At 72.8% G+C, this 17,273-nt stretch carries 15 protein-coding genes and 4 pseudogenes; 13 read left to right on the forward strand and 6 right to left on the reverse strand.

Features of this window, described 5'->3' with window-relative positions; all coding sequences use genetic code 11:
* Nucleotides 1-117: 117 nt before the first annotated feature.
* The 3 genes and pseudogenes from ACFYXA_RS03050 to ACFYXA_RS03060 form a co-directional block, all read left to right on the forward strand.
* On the forward strand, nucleotides 118-1,131 hold the full coding sequence (locus ACFYXA_RS03050; protein WP_389027706.1) for a helix-turn-helix domain-containing protein: 1,014 nt from the start codon (nucleotides 118-120) through the stop codon (nucleotides 1,129-1,131).
* The gene (locus ACFYXA_RS03055) at nucleotides 1,128-1,331 is read left to right on the forward strand and encodes a DUF397 domain-containing protein (RefSeq protein ID WP_352250132.1); all 204 of its coding nucleotides are present in this window, start codon (nucleotides 1,128-1,130) and stop codon (nucleotides 1,329-1,331) included. The genes ACFYXA_RS03050 and ACFYXA_RS03055 overlap by 4 nt, the downstream gene beginning before the upstream one ends.
* Before the next feature lie 128 nt (nucleotides 1,332-1,459).
* A pseudogene (locus tag ACFYXA_RS03060) lies at nucleotides 1,460-1,662 on the forward strand (alpha/beta hydrolase); the annotation flags it as partial.
* A 44-nt stretch (nucleotides 1,663-1,706) separates the two neighbouring features.
* Here the strand turns inward: ACFYXA_RS03060 and ACFYXA_RS03065 are convergent.
* The 3 genes and pseudogenes from ACFYXA_RS03065 to ACFYXA_RS03075 form a co-directional block, all read right to left on the reverse strand.
* Nucleotides 1,707-2,018, reverse strand: a pseudogene (locus tag ACFYXA_RS03065) (LysR family transcriptional regulator); the annotation flags it as partial.
* Nucleotides 2,019-2,108: 90 nt separating this feature from the next.
* On the reverse strand, nucleotides 2,109-3,002 hold the full coding sequence (locus tag ACFYXA_RS03070; RefSeq protein ID WP_389027709.1) for an NAD(P)H-binding protein: 894 nt from the start codon (nucleotides 3,000-3,002) through the stop codon (nucleotides 2,109-2,111).
* Between the two features lie 199 nt (nucleotides 3,003-3,201).
* The gene (locus tag ACFYXA_RS03075) at nucleotides 3,202-3,642 is read right to left on the reverse strand and encodes a hypothetical protein (RefSeq protein WP_389027711.1); all 441 of its coding nucleotides are present in this window, start codon (nucleotides 3,640-3,642) and stop codon (nucleotides 3,202-3,204) included.
* Nucleotides 3,643-3,792: 150 nt separating this feature from the next.
* Between ACFYXA_RS03075 and ACFYXA_RS03080 the strand changes: the two genes are divergently transcribed.
* Entirely contained in the window at nucleotides 3,793-5,052 is a 1,260-nt protein-coding gene (locus ACFYXA_RS03080) for a histidine kinase (RefSeq protein ID WP_389027713.1), read from the forward strand.
* Entirely contained in the window at nucleotides 5,037-5,684 is a 648-nt protein-coding gene (locus tag ACFYXA_RS03085; protein WP_389027716.1) for a LuxR C-terminal-related transcriptional regulator, read from the forward strand. Before ACFYXA_RS03080 ends, ACFYXA_RS03085 begins: the two co-directional genes overlap by 16 nt.
* A gap of 283 nt (nucleotides 5,685-5,967) precedes the next feature.
* Here the strand turns inward: ACFYXA_RS03085 and ACFYXA_RS03090 are convergent.
* Nucleotides 5,968-6,339: pseudogene (locus ACFYXA_RS03090) on the reverse strand (Tn3 family transposase); the annotation flags it as partial.
* A 289-nt stretch (nucleotides 6,340-6,628) separates the two neighbouring features.
* On the opposite strand from ACFYXA_RS03090, the gene ACFYXA_RS03095 reads away from it, so the two are divergent.
* The 3 genes from ACFYXA_RS03095 to ACFYXA_RS03105 are packed head-to-tail and all read left to right on the forward strand — an operon-like array spanning nucleotide 6,629 to nucleotide 10,464.
* Entirely contained in the window at nucleotides 6,629-7,144 is a 516-nt protein-coding gene (locus ACFYXA_RS03095; protein ID WP_389029023.1) for a GNAT family N-acetyltransferase, read from the forward strand.
* Nucleotides 7,145-7,149: 5 nt separating this feature from the next.
* Entirely contained in the window at nucleotides 7,150-8,658 is a 1,509-nt protein-coding gene (locus tag ACFYXA_RS03100; protein ID WP_389027718.1) for an ABC transporter substrate-binding protein, read from the forward strand.
* Nucleotides 8,659-8,661: 3 nt separating this feature from the next.
* Complete coding sequence (locus tag ACFYXA_RS03105) at nucleotides 8,662-10,464, forward strand: ABC transporter permease subunit (protein ID WP_389027720.1); 1,803 nt, start codon at nucleotides 8,662-8,664, stop codon at nucleotides 10,462-10,464.
* A 129-nt stretch (nucleotides 10,465-10,593) separates the two neighbouring features.
* Here ACFYXA_RS03105 and ACFYXA_RS03110 read toward each other — a convergent pair whose 3' ends face one another.
* Nucleotides 10,594-11,355 (reverse strand): CDP-alcohol phosphatidyltransferase family protein, encoded by a 762-nt coding sequence (locus ACFYXA_RS03110; protein ID WP_352250122.1) that lies wholly within the window; start codon nucleotides 11,353-11,355, stop codon nucleotides 10,594-10,596.
* Nucleotides 11,356-11,463: 108 nt separating this feature from the next.
* Between ACFYXA_RS03110 and ACFYXA_RS03115 the strand changes: the two genes are divergently transcribed.
* The 5 genes from ACFYXA_RS03115 (at nucleotide 11,464) to ACFYXA_RS03135 (ending at nucleotide 16,607) form a co-directional block, all read left to right on the forward strand.
* Nucleotides 11,464-12,468, forward strand: coding sequence for a zinc-binding alcohol dehydrogenase (locus tag ACFYXA_RS03115; RefSeq protein ID WP_389027723.1), 1,005 nt, complete (start codon nucleotides 11,464-11,466; stop codon nucleotides 12,466-12,468).
* A 116-nt stretch (nucleotides 12,469-12,584) separates the two neighbouring features.
* Entirely contained in the window at nucleotides 12,585-12,983 is a 399-nt protein-coding gene (locus ACFYXA_RS03120) for a 6-carboxytetrahydropterin synthase (protein WP_130437707.1), read from the forward strand.
* Nucleotides 12,980-14,218 carry a glycosyltransferase family 4 protein gene (locus ACFYXA_RS03125; RefSeq protein WP_389027726.1) on the forward strand — a complete coding sequence of 413 codons (1,239 nt, stop codon included), beginning with the start codon at nucleotides 12,980-12,982 and terminating at the stop codon, nucleotides 14,216-14,218. Before ACFYXA_RS03120 ends, ACFYXA_RS03125 begins: the two co-directional genes overlap by 4 nt.
* Before the next feature lie 101 nt (nucleotides 14,219-14,319).
* The gene (locus ACFYXA_RS03130) at nucleotides 14,320-15,303 is read left to right on the forward strand and encodes a hypothetical protein (protein ID WP_389027728.1); all 984 of its coding nucleotides are present in this window, start codon (nucleotides 14,320-14,322) and stop codon (nucleotides 15,301-15,303) included.
* The gene (locus ACFYXA_RS03135; RefSeq protein WP_389027730.1) at nucleotides 15,303-16,607 is read left to right on the forward strand and encodes a YbhN family protein; all 1,305 of its coding nucleotides are present in this window, start codon (nucleotides 15,303-15,305) and stop codon (nucleotides 16,605-16,607) included. The genes ACFYXA_RS03130 and ACFYXA_RS03135 overlap by 1 nt, the downstream gene beginning before the upstream one ends.
* Here the strand turns inward: ACFYXA_RS03135 and ACFYXA_RS03140 are convergent.
* A pseudogene (locus ACFYXA_RS03140) lies at nucleotides 16,580-17,239 on the reverse strand (creatininase family protein); the annotation flags it as partial. The gene ACFYXA_RS03135 and the pseudogene ACFYXA_RS03140 overlap by 28 nt on opposite strands.
* Between the last annotated feature and the right edge of the window lie 34 nt (nucleotides 17,240-17,273).

Raw genomic sequence — 17,273 nt, forward strand, 5'->3', positions numbered from 1 at the left:
GCTGAGTCAGCGTACGGGCACTTTCTGTAGACGGTACGCGGATCTCCACGCCAGTCTTGGTGCTGACGAGGCGTGGGGGCCAGGAACAGCGCGTACGCGAACGGGAGGTGGCCGCACATGACCTTCAGCGGCATGAGCATGGACGACGAGGGTGAAGGCTTCGAGGAGGGTACGGCCGGCGACGGCGGCTCCGAAAGGGGCGCGGTCGACGACGACTTCGAGGGGGACGACGGCGGCTTCGAGGGGGACGACGGCGGCTTCCTCCACGGGGACGACGAGGAGGGGGACGAGGACGGTTCAGGCGACTGCGAACCGGCCCGTGAGCCCGACCCCTCGGACAGTCTGCGCACCTGGGGCGCCGTCAGCCGGGCGCTCCGCGAGCACGCCGGGTACAGCCGGGCCGAGTTCGCGGAGCTCGTCCGCTTCTCCAAGCACACCGTGGAGTCGGTGGAGTTGGGGCGGCGCATGGCCGACGAGGCGTACGTCGAGCGGGCGGAGGAAGTGTCCGGGAACACCGGAGCGCTGCGCGCGTCGGCGAAGTTCGTGACGCGGGGCGACGTGGGCCTGGCGGCCTGGTTCCGGGAGTGGGCCCGGCTGGAGCGGAAGGCCGTGAGCCTGTGCACCTACGAATGCCGCCTGGTGCCGGGCCTGTTGCAGTCGGCGGAGTACGCGCGGGCGGTGTTCGAGGGGACCGTCCCGCTCGTGCCGGACGGCCGGTTGCAGAGCTACATGGAAAGCCGGATGGAGCGGCAGCGGATGCTGTCCGCGCGGCCCACGACGCCGTACGGCTTTATCGTCGAAGAGCACGTCTTCCGGCGGCGGTTCGGGGACGCGGAGCAGATGCGCGGCATGTTCGACCATGTGCTGGAGCTGACCGCGCCGCGCAACGTGTCGCTGCAGATCGTGCCGTTGGAGGCCGGGCTGCACGCCTGCCTGGACGGGCCGTTGCAGATCCTGGAGACGCCGAAGGGGCAGTGGCTCGCCTACTCCGAAGGGCAGCAGAACGGCCGTCTGATCTCCCGTGCGAAAGAGGTGAGGCTCCTCAGGCAGCGCTATGACACACTGCGCTCGCAGGCCCTGAACACCAAGGACTCGCGGCGCCTGCTGGAGCGACTCCGAGGAGAACTATGAGCGCGACCGAACTGGCGTGGTTCAAGTCCAGCTACAGCGGCAGTCAGGGCGACAGCTGTGTCGAGGTCGCCGTCACCCGGCAGGCCGTGTGCGTACGGGACTCCAAAGACGTGACGCGACCGCACTTCGCCGTCGGGCGTGAGAGCTGGGCGCGTTTCGTGGGGACCCTGGACTCCGCGAGGCCCGTCACGCAGGCCTGAACCATGTGTCCCGGCGGCGGCGCGCGGCATCACGCGCCGCCGCCGGGTCCGTCGGGGGTGTGAGACTCATGAGCGAGTTGAACGCGGCTTTGGCCGGGGCCACTTCTCCTTCGTGGCCGCGACGTGCCCGTGCCGCCGCCCGGCAGAAGCTGGACATCCCCATCCTCGCGCTCGGCGGTTCCGCCTTCATCGGCGAACGCAACGAGTCCCAGGCGCGGTTCGCGGCCCATGCGTCACCGGACACGTCTTCGACGCGGGCCACGACCTCGCGGAGGAGGTGCCCGACGAGATGGCCGACGTCGTCCTGCCGTTCCTGGCCGGGAACCGGTAGCCGGCCCTCGCTCCGCCCCTGCCACAGCCGGCGGGGGCGGCGGCTCACAGCCGGGTGGCCGTGCGGATCAGTCCCGCCAGGGTCAGGGAGCGACTGTGCGCGGGCCAGGCGATATGGGTGACGACAGGGGGCGCGTCGGACAGCGGGACGGCGGTGTGCTCGGCCCACAGCCAGGCGCGGGCGGACTCGGGGAAGACCACCACGGTGCGTCCGAGGGCGATCAGCTGGGCCAGTTGTGTCTGGTCGTGGATCACGGGACCCGGGCCGGGGGAGGGGACGCCGTCGCGGGACCAACGGGCGAGCGGAAGGTCGGGGATCTCCGTGACCTCGGCCAAGGACAAGGTCCTGCGTGCGGACTCGGCCATGCCTGCGAAGAATGCGAACAGGGCGGCGCCGTGCCCGGACGGGTCGTAGACGCCTTGGAGGGGGCGGTCTTTTGCGAGAATTTACGAGAAAGAAGATCGGGGGCAAACGGCAGTGTCCGGCTCTTTCACCTGTGCCGATAGGACGTCGCGGAGACTGAGGGGAAGACGGCCGGTCAGCCGGGTGTAGTCGTCGCAGACTCGATCCCAGCGCTGCTCGCGCACCGAGGCGAACATGGACGAGAAGGCGTAAAGCCACCAGGGCTCCAGGCCGGTCTCCGCAGTCTCGGCGCAGTACATATCGTTCGGGATGTCCACGTAGGTGACAGGCGTCTTCCATGCCTCCGCCGTGACCGAGGCGATGCGTGCCAGGTCCGCCGACTCGGGTCCGGTGATGTCATGGTGACGCCCGGTCGGCTCACCCACCGCGAGCGCGGCGAGGGCACGGGCCACGTCGTCGCGCGCTACCAGGGAAATCCGGCCATCCGCGGCCGGAAGTCGCAGCAGCCCGGTCGTGCGCGCCTTGGTGAGCCAGTCCTGGAAGAACTCGATGTACAGCGAAGCCCTGGCGAACGAGCACGGGACGCCGGAGGCCAGGAGCAGATCCTCGGTGAGCTGGTTGACCACGGCGTAACAGAACGGGGACGCCGTGTCGGCATCGACGCTGCTCAGCGCTGCGACATGGCTGACGCGCTCGGCTGACGCGGCGGCGACAACGTTGCGGTGGTGCACCAGCATCCGTGCATCGGGGCCATCACTGGAGACGAAAACCAGGGTGTCCACACCCTGCAGAGCCGCTCGAAGAGCGCGCGGATCGGTGTAGTCGGCGACAGCGACCTTCGCCTGGGGCGGCAATGCCTCGGCAGGCAGCTTCCGCCTGGTGATCGCTACGACGTCCACACCGTCCTGGCCCGCGAGCAGCTGCACCACCCGCCTGCCCAGGCGGCCGGCTGCCCCCGTCACCGCGATGCGCATCATTGCCCCCGTCGCATTGTCAGTGGACGAGCATCACACTATCCGGCGCCTGCCAGCTCTGTGTGAGGTCCTATCGGCACAGGTGAGAGAGACGGACACCGCCGAGCGGCCAACAACAAGGCTCAGCGGAAGCAACTCAGGCTCACGGGCCAAAGAGCGCGGTTGCGGTCGCACGCCGCACTGAGCGGCACTCGACGCCCGATCAGCGCCCCCTGGGGAAGGCGGCGCACAGTGCAGGGCCGCGGGTCACAAACGCGACTCGGATGACGGGCAGCATGCAGACGACCTGCATCACGGCGTACCACGGCGGACAGACACCCGGGATCAGGTCGACGCCGATGATCGCTATCGGCATGACCACGGTGAGAGCCCTCACGCGCTCGAAGGCCCGTCGAGATCCCCGGGAAGCGGATCCGGTCATCCGGTAGACCAGCACGGCGACTACGGGCAGCAGGACTGCCCGGATCCACATGAACGTGTTCGCCGTGTCACCGCTGACCGATACCGCGATGACCGCGAAGAGGGCGGTGGCGCTCAGTGCGCCGTAAACCTTGATGCTGCTCTTCGCTGTGTCGAAGGCCCCTTGGGTGCGGGGGGTGTTGAGGAGTGCTGCCTCGGCCGTGGAGTGCGCGTTGGTTTCCATGCTCACGACGCTATGAAGTGCTTGGCTGACGCGGTATCCGCCTGGACACACAGGCGGGTGGGGGTAGCCCCACTCCCTGCCTGAACACGGAAGTAGCGGGCTCTGCGCGGTGCACAGTGGGAGCACCGAACGGTAAGCGAAGGATGGGTCATGAGGCAGCTGGGTTCGTGGGTGGCACGCGTCGGCGTGGGTTTCGTGCGGGGATGCGTCGTCGCGGTCGTCAGCATGCTGGCCCCGGCCGTGTGGGCTGCCGCCGTGGCGCTGGGGATCTGGTGGGGGCCGGGAAACCCGTGGTCGTGGGTAGCGCCCCTCGTGCTGGTGTGTGGGGGGACACTCGCGTTGTCCCGCCCGATCTGCCGGATGGTCCGCTTCCTCGTCGCGAGGTGGACCGCCACCGTCATCCCCGGCGGATACCGGCAGGCCGCAGTGGTGACGCGGATGTCCACCGGGTACTGGTGGAACGGCTTCTCCTACGAGCGCACCCGCCGGGACGCCCTCCTGGATCAGAAGTGGCGGCTCCGGTGGAAAGACCCCGCCAACTGGCGCGACCTGCGGTTCACGGGGATCGTGCCGCTCACTGCAGGCGTGGTCGCCGCCCTGCCGCCGGCCGGGGTGGCCGCGGCGGTCCTCGGGTTCGGCCGGCCGGGGCTCGCCACGCGCCTCGTCGGGGCGCTGGGCCTGGTCGTGGCTGTCGCCTCCGCCCCGTACGCTTGGCGGCTCGTCGAGCCGGTGGCCGTCCGCTTCCTGCGTCCGTCGCCTGCGATGGTGCTGACGGACCGGGTGGATGAGTTGACCGCCCAGCGCGCGGACTCGACGGTCGCGCAGGCTGCCGAGATCCGCCGGATCGAAAGGGACCTGCACGACGGGGCGCAGGGCCGCCTGGTTGCACTCGGGCTCTCCTTGGCGACCGCGGACAAGCTGATGGAGACCGACCCGGAGCGGGCCAAGGCACTGATGCGGGACGCGCGGGCCGGCGCCACCGCCTCGCTGGCCGAGCTCCGCGAGCTGATCCGTGGGATTAGTCCACCCGTGCTGAACGAGCGCGGGCTCGTCGACGCAGTGCGCGCCCTCGCTCTGGACATCCCGCTCGACGTGGTCGTCAGCGCTCACGTCCGGCTGACCCTGGATGCGCCGATCGAGTCGGCCGTCTACTTCGGCGTCGCCGAGTTGCTGACCAACGCGGTCCGGCATGCCCACGCGTCGCGGGCGCGCGTCTGCCTCGCCAGGGACGAGGCCGACCTCGTTGTCGAGGTTGAGGACGACGGCCGGGGCGGGGCCGACGAGCGACCCGGCGGCGGGCTCGCCGGTCTGCGCCGCCGCCTGGCGGTCTTCGACGGCACCCTGGAGATCACCAGCCCACCGGGCGGCCCGACCCGTGTCAGGATGGCGCTGCCATGCGAATCGTTGTAGCCGAAGATCTCTACCTCCTGCGCGACGGGATGGTCCGCCTGATCGAGGCGTACGGGCACCAGGTGGTGGCGACAGCGACCACCGGACCTGAAACGCTCGACGCGCTGCGGACGTGGCGCCCGGATGTGTCCGTCATCGACGTCCGCATGCCACCGGACCAGTCGGACGAGGGCCTGCGGGCGGCCCTCGCCGCCCGCAGCGAGATGCCCGATCTGCCAGTCCTCATCCTCTCCCAGCACGTCGAGCAGTTGTACGCCCGCGAGCTCCTGGCCGACGGCTCCGGCGGCGTCGGCTACCTCCTCAAGGAGAGCGTGTTCGACGCCGACCAGTTCATCGGCGCCCTCGAACGCGTCGCGGGCGGCGGGACCGCCATGGACCCGGCTGTCATCGCGAAACTGCTGACCAACAGTTCCCCGAACCGGGGGCTCAAGCGGCTCACCGAACGCGAGTACTCCGTGTTGGCCCTCATGGCCGAGGGACTGTCCAACCAGGCCATCGGCCGCCGCCTCTTTCTCAGCGAGAGCGCCATCAGCAAGCACACCACCTCCATGTTCGGCAAGCTGGGCATCTCAGACGATGACGACACCAACCGCCGCGTCCGCGCCGTTCTCACCTACCTGAACAAGCCTTAGCTTGATCCAGCCGCTGGCACGCTCACCGTACCCACTCGTACTTGTCGTCCGCGTTCCATCCTGCATCCCAGTCGTCGACGTCGAGCAGGTCGTCGGCCTCGTGCTACGTCAGACCCGCATGATGCCGGCCCGGCCGCGGGTCAGGCGGCCGTGCCGAAGCCGGCGGCGGCCAGATCCTGCTCGCGCAGAGGGGTGAAGTCCACGTCCAGCTTCGGGTCGTACGCCTCGGGCTGGATGCCGAGTTCGTGCGTGGAGTACTCGCCGAACCGGTTGATGTGCTCGGTCAGGTACGGCGAGATGCGGGCGAGCTCCTCCGGGTCGATCGTCCAGCCCTCCTCCAGCAGCCGTTGTGGAAGACCACCGCGTTGCTGAGCAGCGCGTTGAACTTCATCGCCTTCTCCTGCTCGGCGGGGTCGTTGTCGGCAATGACGCCGCGGTTGCCGAAGCCGAGCCACTGGGAGGAGCCGTTGAACGCATCGATCTTGTTCGTCGCCGCGGTCACCCGCCGGCGCAGCGGCGCGTCCGAGAGGTAGCGCAGCAGCTGCACGGTGCGGATCACGCGGCCGACCTCGCGGGACGCGGTGTAGGTGGCGTTCTTCCGCGCCCCCGAGCGCAACCGCTTCAGCAGCGTCGACGAGGAGATCGCCCCCTCGCGTACGGAGAGGGCGAACTAGAACAGGTGCAGCTCATCGCGCTGATCAGCCGCTTGAACCGCGGATACGCGGTCCGTTCGATCGAGGTCACAACCCACCCAGGCCCCGAGATGATGGCCAACATCGCCTCTTTTGAAAATGAATATCATGTGGTTAAGGTGAGGGGCGTCGAGCCGGCGGGGAGGAGGGCAAGTGATCAACTGGGTTCCGCTTGTTGCCTATGATGCGCAAGTGCCTGACTACTGCATCCAGACCGCCCGTCCCGGCGACCTCGACGGAGCCCGGGCCCTCATGCTCGACACCGTCTACCGCGACTTCGGCACCGGGTACGTGCCGCGCTGGCACGGCGACATCATCGATCCCGCCGCCGCGTACCTGATCCCCGACCGGCACACGCTGCTGGTCGCGCTGGACGCGGACGGCGAGGTCGTCGCCACGGGCGCGCTGGACTCGCGCGGTCCGCTGCATCCGCCGAACCCCCGGCACATCGCCGAGCGCTATCCCTCCGGCGCCACCGCGCAGTTGCGTCGCGTGTACGTCCGCCGCGAGCACCGCCGGCGCGGACTCGCCCGGCGGCTGGTCGCCGGCCTGCTCGCCTTCGCGGCGGCGGACGGCGGCTACCGCTCCGTCTACCTGCACACGGACCCGTCCGTCGAAGGCGCCGAGGGCTTCTGGCGCTCGATCGGGACCGTCGTGCACGACGAGCGCGAGGACCCCGCCGCCGCCCACGCGGTCGTGCACTTCGACGTCCCCCTCGACGCCCACCTCTCCGACGCACCCGCACCCCACCACGTCATAGGCCGGTAGATCCCATGCGCTTCCCCCGCCGACGGCGGCTCGCCGCCGCCCTCGTGCTCGCCCCGACGCTCGCCCCGCTCCTGTCCGGCTGCTTCGCCTCCGGCGGCGGCGGTGAGGCCACCGACGCGAAGGACGGCTCCCGGCTGCGCGTCGCCCTCGCCTTCCCGCCCGCCGAGAACCTCTCCCCGTACGGCGCCGACGCCACCCTCCTCAGCCGGCTCGGCGTCACCGAGGGCCTGACCGCCCTCGACGCCAACGGTGCGGCCGCCCCCGCGCTCGCCTCCTCCTGGCGCCGGGAGGACGACCGCACCTGGCTGTTCACCCTGCGCGAGGCCGACTTCCAGGACGGCACCGCACTCACCCCGGCCGCCGTCGCCGCCTCCCTCACCCACGCCACCCGGGCCCGGCCCGCCCCCGCCGCCCTCTCCGGCGTCGCCCTCACCGCCCAGGCCGACGGCGCCACCGGCGTCCGCGTCACCACCGCCGCCCCGGACCCCGCCCTGCCGCTGCGCCTGTCCAGCCCGAGTCTCGCCGTCCTCGCTCCCAAGGCCTACGACGCGAAGGGCGCCGCCGACCCGGTCGGCACCGCCACCGGCCCCTTCCGGCTCACCAAGGTCAACGGCAGCACCAGCGCCGACCTCGACCGCTTCGACGACTACTGGGGTGGCCGCGCCCAGGCGTCCGGCATCGACGCCCGCTTCATCGCCGACGGCACCGCCCGCGCCAACGCCCTGCGCACCGGACAGGTCGACGTCGCCGAGGCGATTCCCGTGTCCCAGGCCGCCACGCTCGACGCGGACACCCGCCGGGAGACCGCCACCACCCGCACCACCAGCCTGCAGCTGAACACGAAGTCCGGCGTCTTCAAGGACCCTTCGCTGCGCGCCGCCGCCCGCGCCGCCGTCGACACCTCCGCCCTCGCCAAGGGCGTCTACGAAGGTCACGCCGACGCCGGCGCCGGCATCTACGGGCCCGCCCTGAACTGGGCCGAGGGCAAGCGCGTCCCGTCCGCCGCCCCGGTGCCGGCCGGCAGGCCCGCCGGCGCCCCCGTCACCCTCGCCACCTACGACAACCGGCCCGAACTCCCCGAAGCGGCGCAGGTGCTGAAGCAACAGCTGGAGAAGGCCGGCTTCAAGGTCAGGCTGGAGGTGCGCGAGTACTCCCGCCTGGAGAGCGACGCCCTCGCCGGGAAGTTCGACGCCTTCGTCGGCGCGCGCAACAGCCTCCTCGACACAGGCGACCCCGTCGCCGTCCTCAGCAGCGACTACACCTGCGCCGGGAGCTACAACCTCGCCCGGCTCTGCGACAAGAAGGTCGACCAGGCCGTCGCGAAGGCGCAGGGCGTCGCCGACACGGCGAAGCGGCAGGAAGCGGCCATGGCCGCCGAGGCCGCCGTCCTCGGCACCGACGCCGTCGTGCCGCTGGTCCACCAGCGCGTCATCACGGGTGTCGGAGCAGAGGTGAGCGGTGTGATCCTCGACCCCTACGAGCGCACCCTCGTCGGCACCGGCACCCGGCGCTGAGCCATGGGGAGCAGGCTGGGCGCGCTGCTCTGGCGCGCCGCACTGGCCGCGCTGCTGGTGTGCGGGATCGGGCTGCTGCCCTGGCTCTCGCGTACCGACCCGGCGCTGACGGTCCTCAAGGCACGGTCCGCCGACCGCGACCCCACCCCGGAGACGCTCGCCCACATCCGGGCCCGACTCGGCCTGGACGAAGGCCCGGTGCACCTGCTCGGTCAGTGGCTCGCCGGACTGCCGCGCGGGGACGCCGGACGGTCGTGGATCTCCGGCGCCGAGGTCATGCCCGGCCTGCTCCAGGCACTCGGCGTCTCGCTGCTGCTGGTGACGGTGGCCCTCCTCGTCGCCCTCGTCACCGCCGCGGCCGTCTGCGCACGCACCCTGCGCCTCGGAGCGGCGCGACGCCTCGACGGGCGGCGGGCCGGCGGCTCGGGCTCCGCGATGCTGGCCGCGCTCCCCGAGTTCCTCACCGCGTCCGTACTCGCCACCGTCGTCGGCGTCCAGTGGGGCTGGCTGCCCGCCCTCGGCTGGTACGGCCCGCAGTGGACGGTGCTGCCGGCGCTCGCCCTCGGCCTGCCCGCCGGCGCGATCCTCGGACGGCTCCTCGACGACCAGCTCCCCGGCGCCTTCGGCGAATCGTGGGCTCTGGCCGCGGCGGCCCGAGGACTGCCCGGCCACCGCATCGCCCGCCAGGCCCTGCGCCGGTGCGTCCCCGGACTGCTGCCCAACCTCGGCCTGTTCGTCGTGGGCCTGACCGGCGGATCCGTCGCCGTGGAGAAGATCTTCGACATCCCCGGCCTCGGCCGCACCACCCTCCAGGCCGCGATCGCCCAGGACCTGCCCGTCCTCCAGGCCGGCGCCCTCGCCCTGGTCGCCCTCGCCGCCCTCACCGCCGGCCTCGCCCACCTCGCCGCCCGCCGCCTCATCGGCCCCGCGTTGCGCGACGGCGCTCTGCACAGCCTGCACCGGCCGGCCCTACCGGCCCGCACGGTCCTGCCCCTCGCCTACGGCGCCCTCCTGCTCGGGGTCGTCGCCCTCGGCCTGCCCCGCGACCCGCTCGCGCTCGACACCGGCGCCCGCCTGAAGTCGCCGTCGGCAGCCCACCCGTTCGGCACCGACTCCCTCGGCCGGGACATCCTCGCCCGGGTCGCCCACGGCGCCCTCGACACCCTGCTCCTCGCCCTCGCCGTCACCGCCCTCGCACTGATCGCCGGCCTGCTGCTCGGCCTGGTGCCGGCGCTGTCCGGACCGCTCGTCGACACCGTCAACGCCGTGCCGCCCGTCCTCGCCGCGCTCTTCGTCACCGCGGTCTCCGGCAGCGGCGCGAGCACGCCCGTCCTCGCGGTCGCCGTCGTCGCCTGGGCCCCGCTCGCCGCGCACACCTCGGCGCTCATCAGCCAGGAACGCGCCACCGTCCACCTCACCGCGACCCGGGCCCTCGGCGCCGGCCCCTGGTACCTGCTGCGCAGCGAACTCCTGCCGGCCGTCCTCCCGCCCGTCGCCCGCCACGCACTGCTGCGCCTGCCCGGCGTCGCCCTCGCCCTGGCCTCCCTCGGCTTCCTGGGCCTCGGCGCTCAACCCCCTTCCCCCGAGTGGGGGTTGCTGCTCGCCGAGAACCAGCCCTACGCCGAACGCGCTCCCTGGGCCGTCCTCGCCCCGGCAGCCGTCCTCGCCCTGCTCGGAGCGCTCGCCGTGACAGCGGCGGGCGGCGTGCGACTGCCGCGGCTGCGACGACGGCGACGACAGGGACGTACGACCGATCCTGTGACGGAACGCGTCACCGCCGAAAGGGAGTTGGCGGCGACGCGATGACGCCCCGCCCCGCGCACCCGCCGACGCCGGGGCGCACGAGCGGCACGGACGACGGCGAAGGGCCCGAACCGTGAGACCGGTTCGGGCCCTTCGCCGTCAAGTCCTGGCCCCCTGGCAGGGGTTGTGGGTTCAGCGCGTGGCGAGCTCCAGGCGGGGCTCCGGGGCGGCGGCGGGCAGGACCCGGGAGGTGCGCCACAGCCACAGGACGTCCCGGCCGAAGGACCACACCAGCAGGGTCAGCGCGAGCAGGGCGACACCGAAGTTGGCGGCGTACGGGAGCAGGTCCGCGCCGGCGACCAGCAGGCAGACGCCCTGCATCGCGGCGACCGTCTTGCGGGCCATGCTCGGCGGGAGCGGGGCGTTCAGCCACGGGGCGACGCGGGCCGCGGCGACGAAGGCGTAGCGCATGCCGCCCATCAGCAGCACCCACGGGCCGAGCTCCATCGACACGTACACGCTGAGCACCAGGATCAGGAACGCGTCGACCTCCATGTCGAACCGCGCGCCGAGCGCCGTCGAGGTGCCGGTGCGGCGGGCGACCTTGCCGTCCACGCCGTCCAGGATCAGGGCGACCGCGGTCAGCCCGACCAGCAGGGAGACCGGCGGCGCGCTGACGAAGGAGTCCGCGACCAGCGCGGTGACTCCGCCGACCAGGGTGGCGCGGCCGAGGGTGACCCGGTTGGCCGGGCCGAAGGAGCGCAACTGCGAACGGTGCAGCGCCCGGGAGAGCACCGCCCAGGTGGCGACGGCGAAGACGAGCCCGGTCACCCAGCCCGCCGGCCCCATGCCGATCGCCGTGCCGAGGAAGGTCAGCAACAGGACCTGCACGCCCGCTCCCACAGCGGTCTCCTGCTGGACCAGCCTCGCGTCGTAAGTGTTGTTCAGGGCCACCGCACATCCTCCGGCCAGGTGACAGAGTCGATCAAGGCCGCGTACTGTGCGCGACCTGTGCCACACCTCGGTACGTGAACAAGTTCCCGATCGTTCAGGAGGACGCCGATGAACCGCACCGCACGTGCGTTCTGGATCGGTTCGCCCGGTCATGGCGAGATCCGTGACCTCACCCTGCCGGACCCGGCGCACGACGAGGTCGTCGTCCGGTCCCTGTACTCGGGTGTCAGCCGTGGCACGGAGACCCTCGTCTTCCGCGGCGGCGTGCCCGAGAGCCAGCACACCGCGATGCGGGCGCCGTTCCAGGAAGGCGACTTCCCGGCGCCGGTGAAGTACGGCTACCTCAACGTGGGCGTGGTCGAGGAGGGCCCGGCCGAGCTGACGGGCCGCACCGTCTTCTCCCTCTACCCGCACCAGACCCGCTTCGTCGTCCCGGCGAGCGCGGTCACGGTCGTCCCGGACTCCGTGCCCGCCGCGCGGGCCGTCCTCGCCGGCACCGTGGAGACGGCCGTCAACGCGCTGTGGGACGCCGCGCCGCTCGTCGGGGACCGGATCGCGGTCGTCGGCGGCGGCATGGTCGGCTGCTCGGTGGCCGCGCTGCTCGCCCGCTTCCCCGGCGTCCGCGTCCAGCTGGTGGACGCCGACCCGGCCCGCGCCGGTATCGCCGAGGCGCTCGGCGTCGGCTTCGCGCGCCCCGAGGACGCCCTCGACGGCTGCGACCTCGTCGTCCACGCCAGCGCCACCGAACAGGGCCTCGCCCGCTGCCTGGAACTGCTCAGCCCCGAGGGCACGGTCATCGAACTGAGCTGGTACGGCGACCGGCAGGTCACCCTCCCGCTCGGCGAGGCCTTCCACTCCCGCCGGCTCGTCATCCGCAGCAGCCAGGTCGGCACCGTCTCCCCGCGCCGCGCCGGCCGTACCTACGCCGACCGGCTCGCCCTCGCCCTCGATCTGCTGGCCGACCCCGCGCTGGACGCCCTCGTCACCGGAGAAAGCGCCTTCGAGGAGTTGCCGGCGGTCATGCCGAGGCTCGCCGCGGGGGAGATCCCCGCGCTCTGCCACCGCGTCAGGTACGACGCCGATCCCGCCCGCGACCACGGCGAAAGCGCCTGACCTGAGAAAAGAGTGAGAGACGGCTGAACACGGGGAAGCGAAGAGCCGTACTACTCGGCATCCCCCGGCGCCCGACGGCCGGAGGACCAGAGGCGCCGCACCTGGAGGGTTGTCCGTTGTTCAGTGTCACCGTCCGCGATCACATCATGATCGCCCACAGCTTCCGCGGCGAGGTCTTCGGACCCGCGCAGCGCCTCCACGGGGCCACGTTCCTTGTGGACGCCACGTTCCGCCGCGAGCAGCTGGACGACGACAACATCGTCGTCGACATCGGCCTGGCGACCCAGGAGCTCGGAGCCGTGGTCAGCGAGCTCAACTACCGCAACCTGGACAACGAGCCCGACTTCGCCGGCGTCAACACCTCCACCGAGTTCCTCGCCAAGGTGATCGCCGACCGGCTCGCCGAGCGGATCCACAAGGGCGCGCTCGGCGAGGGCGCCCGCGGTGTCGCCGGCATCTCCGTCACCCTGCACGAGTCGCACATCGCCTGGGCGAGTTACGAGCGTGCGCTGTGACCGACGTGACCCTGGAGAAGGCCGTCCCCCAGGCCCCCCTCGCGTACGTGCCCGTGCAGTCGGCGCCCGCGCAGAGCGGGCCGGCGCAGACCGGGCCCACGAGAACGGACGCTCCCAAGATCGGCGGGATCATCCCCATGTCCCTGCGCACCGTGCACTTCGTCATGCCGGGCGGCGTCGACGACCCGGCGAACCCCAGCGGCGGAAACGCCTACGACCGGCGGCTCTGCCTCGACCTGCCCGGCTTCGGCTGGCAGGTCCACAAGCACCTCGTGTCCGGCGAGTGGCCCCGCCCCGGCGCCGCCGCCGGCCATGAACTGGCCCGCACCCTGCGCGAGCTGCCCGACGGGACCATCGTCCTCATGGACGGGCTGGTCGCCTGCGGCGTCCCCGAGATCGTCGTCCCGGAGGCGGAGCGGCTGCGGCTCGTCATCCTCGTGCACCTGCCGCTCGGCGACGAGCGGGGCATCGCCCCCGAGGTGGCGGCCCAGCTCGACGCCAAGGAGCGCGAGGTGCTGCGCGCCGTCCCCGCGGTGGTCGCCACCAGCGAATGGGCCGTCCGGCGCCTCGTCTCCCACCACGGCCTGGCCCCCGAGAAGGTGCACGTCGCCGCCCCCGGCGCCGACATCGCGCCGCTCGCCTCCGGCACCGACGGCGTCTCCCGCCTGCTGTGCGTGGCCGCCGTGACCCCGCGCAAGGGCCAGCACCGGCTGATCGAGGCGCTCGCCGCGGTCACCGACCTGCCGTGGACCTGCTCCTGCGTGGGCGGCCTCGGCCAGGACCCCGAGTACGTCGACCACCTGCGCCGCCTCATCGCCAAGTACGGGCTCGAGGACCGCCTGGAGCTCGCGGGCCCGAAGGCCGGCGCCGAGCTCGACGCCGCCTACGCCCGCGCCGACCTGATGGTCCTCACCTCCTACGCCGAGACCTACGGCATGGCGGTCACGGAGGCCCTCGCGCGCGGCATCCCCGTCCTCGCCACGGACGTCGGCGGACTGCCCGAGGCCGTCGGCCGCGCCCCCGACGGCGGCGTCCCCGGCATCCTCGTCCCGCCGGAGGACCCGGCCGCTCTCGCCGCCGAACTGCGCGGCTGGTTCGGCGAGGCCGACGTGCGCCGCCGGCTCAAGGCCGCCGCCCGCGGCCGCCGCGCCGCCCTGAACGGCTGGGCGTCCACCGCCCAGAGCCTGGCCGGCGTCCTCGGCCGGCTCCCCAGCGAACCCCGGAGGGCCGCATGAGCAAGACGACGGTGACCCCCGCGGAGCGACCCGCCGCGGCCACGCCCGCCACATCCGCCATATCGGCCGTTCCGGCCCAGCCGGGGCCTCGGGAGGCGTCCTTGGACACCGACATCAGCACCAGCGTCGACAACCGGGACATCCCGGCGGGGCAGCCGGCGGGCGACGACTCCGCCGTCATCGCCGGCGCCGGCCCCGTGACCCGCCCCGGCGAGCGGCCCACCGTGCGGCTGCGCGACGACGCCGGACCGGAGGAGCCGCCCCGCTACGCCCCCGAGTGGCTCCAACTGCGCGAGCCCGCCGACGCGGCCGCCCGCGCGCTGGACCTGCTCGACCCGCTGCGGATCCGGCTCGCCAACCTGCCGGGCCGCCCCGGCGGGCTGGTCGTGCACGACCTGGGCTGCGGCACCGGCTCGATGGGCCGCTGGCTGGCCCCCCGCCTCGACGGCCCCCAGCACTGGATCCTGCACGACCGCGACCCCTACCTCCTGCACTTCGCGGCCGTCGCCTCCCCGCGCGCCGCCGCCGACGGCAGCCGGGTCACCGTCGAGACGCGGCGCGGGGACGTCGCCCGGCTCACCCCGGACGCCCTGGTCGGCGCCTCGCTGGTCACCGCGTCGGCGCTGCTCGACGTCCTCACCCGCGAGGAGATCGACGCTCTCGCCGCCGCCTGCACCGGAGCGGGCTGCCCGGCGCTGCTCACCCTGTCGGTCGCCGGGCGCGTCGACTTCGGCGAGGCCGACCCGATGGACGACGAGATCGCCTCCGCGTTCAACGACCACCAGCGGCGCGGCGGCCTCCTCGGCCCCGACGCGGTGACCGCGGCCTGTGAGGCGTTCGCCGACCGCGGCGCGACGGTGAAGGTCAACCCCAGCGCATGGCGGCTCGGCCCGGACCAGGCGGCCCTCACCGCGCAGTGGCTGCGCGGCTGGGTCGGCGCCGCCGTCGAGCAGCGCCCCGAACTGGCCGCCCGCGCCGGCGAATACCTGACCCGCCGGCTTGCCGCCTGCTCGGCCGGCGAACTGCGGGTCGACGTCCACCACAGCGACCTGCTGGCCCTCGCCCGGCCGACGGGCGGCGCCTGATGGGTGCGGAGACGGCGGACGCGCAGGTGCCCCCCACCGCGCGCACGAGACGGCGCGAGGACACGACCGCGGTCGTGCGGCAGTCCGGACCCTCCGCCGCGGTGACGGCGGACGGGCCGGCGCGGCCCTTCCTCGCGCGTCTCAAGTCCCCCGCTCTCCGCACCCACATCGGCACGCTCGCCGGAGTCGTCATCCTCTCCGTCCTGCTGTGGCGGATGGGGACCGGCGTCTTCCTGGACGGGCTGCGGCGGATCGACGCGCCGACGCTGCTGGCGGCGGTCGGCATCGGCGTGGTCACCACGGTGTTCAGCGCCTGGCGTTGGGCGCTGGTGGCGCGCGGCCTGCGGATCCGGCTGCCGCTCGGCCCGGCGGTCGCCGACTACTACCGCTCCCTCTTCCTCAACGCCGCCCTGCCCGGCGGCATCCTCGGCGACGTGCACCGCGCCGTGCGGCACGGGCAGAGCGCCGGCGACGTCGGACGCGGCGTGCGGGCCGTCGTCCTGGAGCGTACGGCGGGACAGCTCGCGCTGGTCGTCGCCGGGGCCGGGGTGCTGCTGACGCTGCCGTCGCCGGTGCGCGCGGACGTACGGCACGTCGTCCCGCTCGTCGCCCTCGGCGCCGTGGGCGCGCTCGCCGTCCTCCTCGCCGTGCGCATGAACTCCCCGGCGCGGCGCAGGGGCGGCCGGATCCGGGCGGCGCTGTCCGAGGCGCGCGAGGGGCTGCTGTCCCGGCGCAACGGGCCCGGCGTCGCCCTGTCGTCGCTGGTCGTCCTCGCCGGGCACATCGCCACGTTCGTCGTGGCCGCCCGGGTCGCCGGGTCCGGCGCCTCCGTCCTGGCGCTGCTGCCGCTGGCCGTCCTCGCCCTGCTGGCGATGGGGCTGCCGCTGAACGTCGGCGGCTGGGGGCCCCGGGAGGGCGTCACCGCCTGGGCGTTCGGCGCGGCCGGCCTCGGCGCGGGCACCGGCCTCTCCGTGGCCGTCGTCTACGGCGTGCTCACCTTCGCGGCGGCCCTGCCGGGCGCGGTGGTCCTGCTGGTCCGCTGGTGCAGCGCCCTGCGCGCCCGCCGGGAGGCGCCCGCGACCACCGCTGACCCGACCGGGACCGCGGACCCGGCGGGCGGTCAGCGATCGTCCTCCGCGGGCGTTTCCGCCGAACTCCAGGAAGGCGTCCGCGCGGAATCCGCGGACGGGTCCGTCAGCAGCGAGAAATACGCGCCGAAGGAATCCGTCAGGCTCGCCAGGAGTTCCCTGCCCTTTTCCGCAGACCCCAGGGAAGGACGGCCGATGACGCCCGAATCGGTATAGGCGGACATTCCCAGCGTGAGCAGATGGCGACGGTCGTCCGCCGTGAAATCGGCCGACTCGTGACCGGGCCGGACGACTTCGGGGTGGGTGTGCAGCAGGATCGAGGTCTCGATCTCCCCGGCGTGCATGTCGGTGAGGAGAGAGGTCGACACCCCGGACCGCTCCAGCGCCTCCTCCCAGTCCTCCGGGGCGGGGAAGAGCGCCATCCGCTCGCCGCGGGCGGAAGCCTCCTGGACGACGTTGCCCAGGACGTAGTTCCCCCCGTGTCCGTTGACCACTACCAGGGCCTCGACGCCCGAGCGGCGCAGTGACGCCGCGATGTCCCGTACCACCGCGTGAAGGGTCACCGAGGAGATGCTGACGGTTCCCGGCCAGGCAGCGTGCTCGTGCGAGCAGGCGATGGTCACCGGAGGGAGGAGCTGCACCGGGTACGCTGCGGCGACCTCCGCGGCTATGGCGCATGCGACGAGCGTGTCGGTGGCCAACGGCAGGTACGGACCGTGTTGTTCGAAGCTTCCGACCGGAAGGACCGCCACCTTGACCGGGACGCCCGACAGCCGCCCTCGTACGTCTTCCGTGGTGTCCGCCGGCAACAGTCCGTGCGCCGCCGACCGTTTGTCCGAACCACTCATCTTTTCCCGGCCTTTCGTCTCTGCTTAGGAACCA

This window comes from Streptomyces sp. NPDC002566 (assembly GCF_042889585.1).
Classification (GTDB): Bacteria; Actinomycetota; Actinomycetes; order Streptomycetales; family Streptomycetaceae; genus Streptomyces.

Excerpts from the sequence above, each read along its gene's own strand:
- ACFYXA_RS03105 (WP_389027720.1), top strand. The coding sequence starts at position 8,662 with ATGGGGAGCAGGCTGGGCGCGCTGCTCTGGCGCGCCGCACTGGCCGCG.
- ACFYXA_RS03135 (WP_389027730.1), top strand. The coding sequence starts at position 15,303 with ATGGGTGCGGAGACGGCGGACGCGCAGGTGCCCCCCACCGCGCGCACG.
- ACFYXA_RS03100 (WP_389027718.1), top strand. The coding sequence starts at position 7,150 with ATGCGCTTCCCCCGCCGACGGCGGCTCGCCGCCGCCCTCGTGCTCGCC.
- ACFYXA_RS03050 (WP_389027706.1), top strand. The coding sequence starts at position 118 with ATGACCTTCAGCGGCATGAGCATGGACGACGAGGGTGAAGGCTTCGAG.
- ACFYXA_RS03095 (WP_389029023.1), top strand. The coding sequence starts at position 6,629 with ATGCTCGACACCGTCTACCGCGACTTCGGCACCGGGTACGTGCCGCGC.
- ACFYXA_RS03070 (WP_389027709.1), bottom strand. The coding sequence starts at position 3,002 with ATGATGCGCATCGCGGTGACGGGGGCAGCCGGCCGCCTGGGCAGGCGG.
- ACFYXA_RS03115 (WP_389027723.1), top strand. The coding sequence starts at position 11,464 with ATGAACCGCACCGCACGTGCGTTCTGGATCGGTTCGCCCGGTCATGGC.
- ACFYXA_RS03080 (WP_389027713.1), top strand. The coding sequence starts at position 3,793 with ATGAGGCAGCTGGGTTCGTGGGTGGCACGCGTCGGCGTGGGTTTCGTG.
- ACFYXA_RS03075 (WP_389027711.1), bottom strand. The coding sequence starts at position 3,642 with ATGGAAACCAACGCGCACTCCACGGCCGAGGCAGCACTCCTCAACACC.
- ACFYXA_RS03085 (WP_389027716.1), top strand. The coding sequence starts at position 5,037 with ATGCGAATCGTTGTAGCCGAAGATCTCTACCTCCTGCGCGACGGGATG.
- ACFYXA_RS03055 (WP_352250132.1), top strand. The coding sequence starts at position 1,128 with ATGAGCGCGACCGAACTGGCGTGGTTCAAGTCCAGCTACAGCGGCAGT.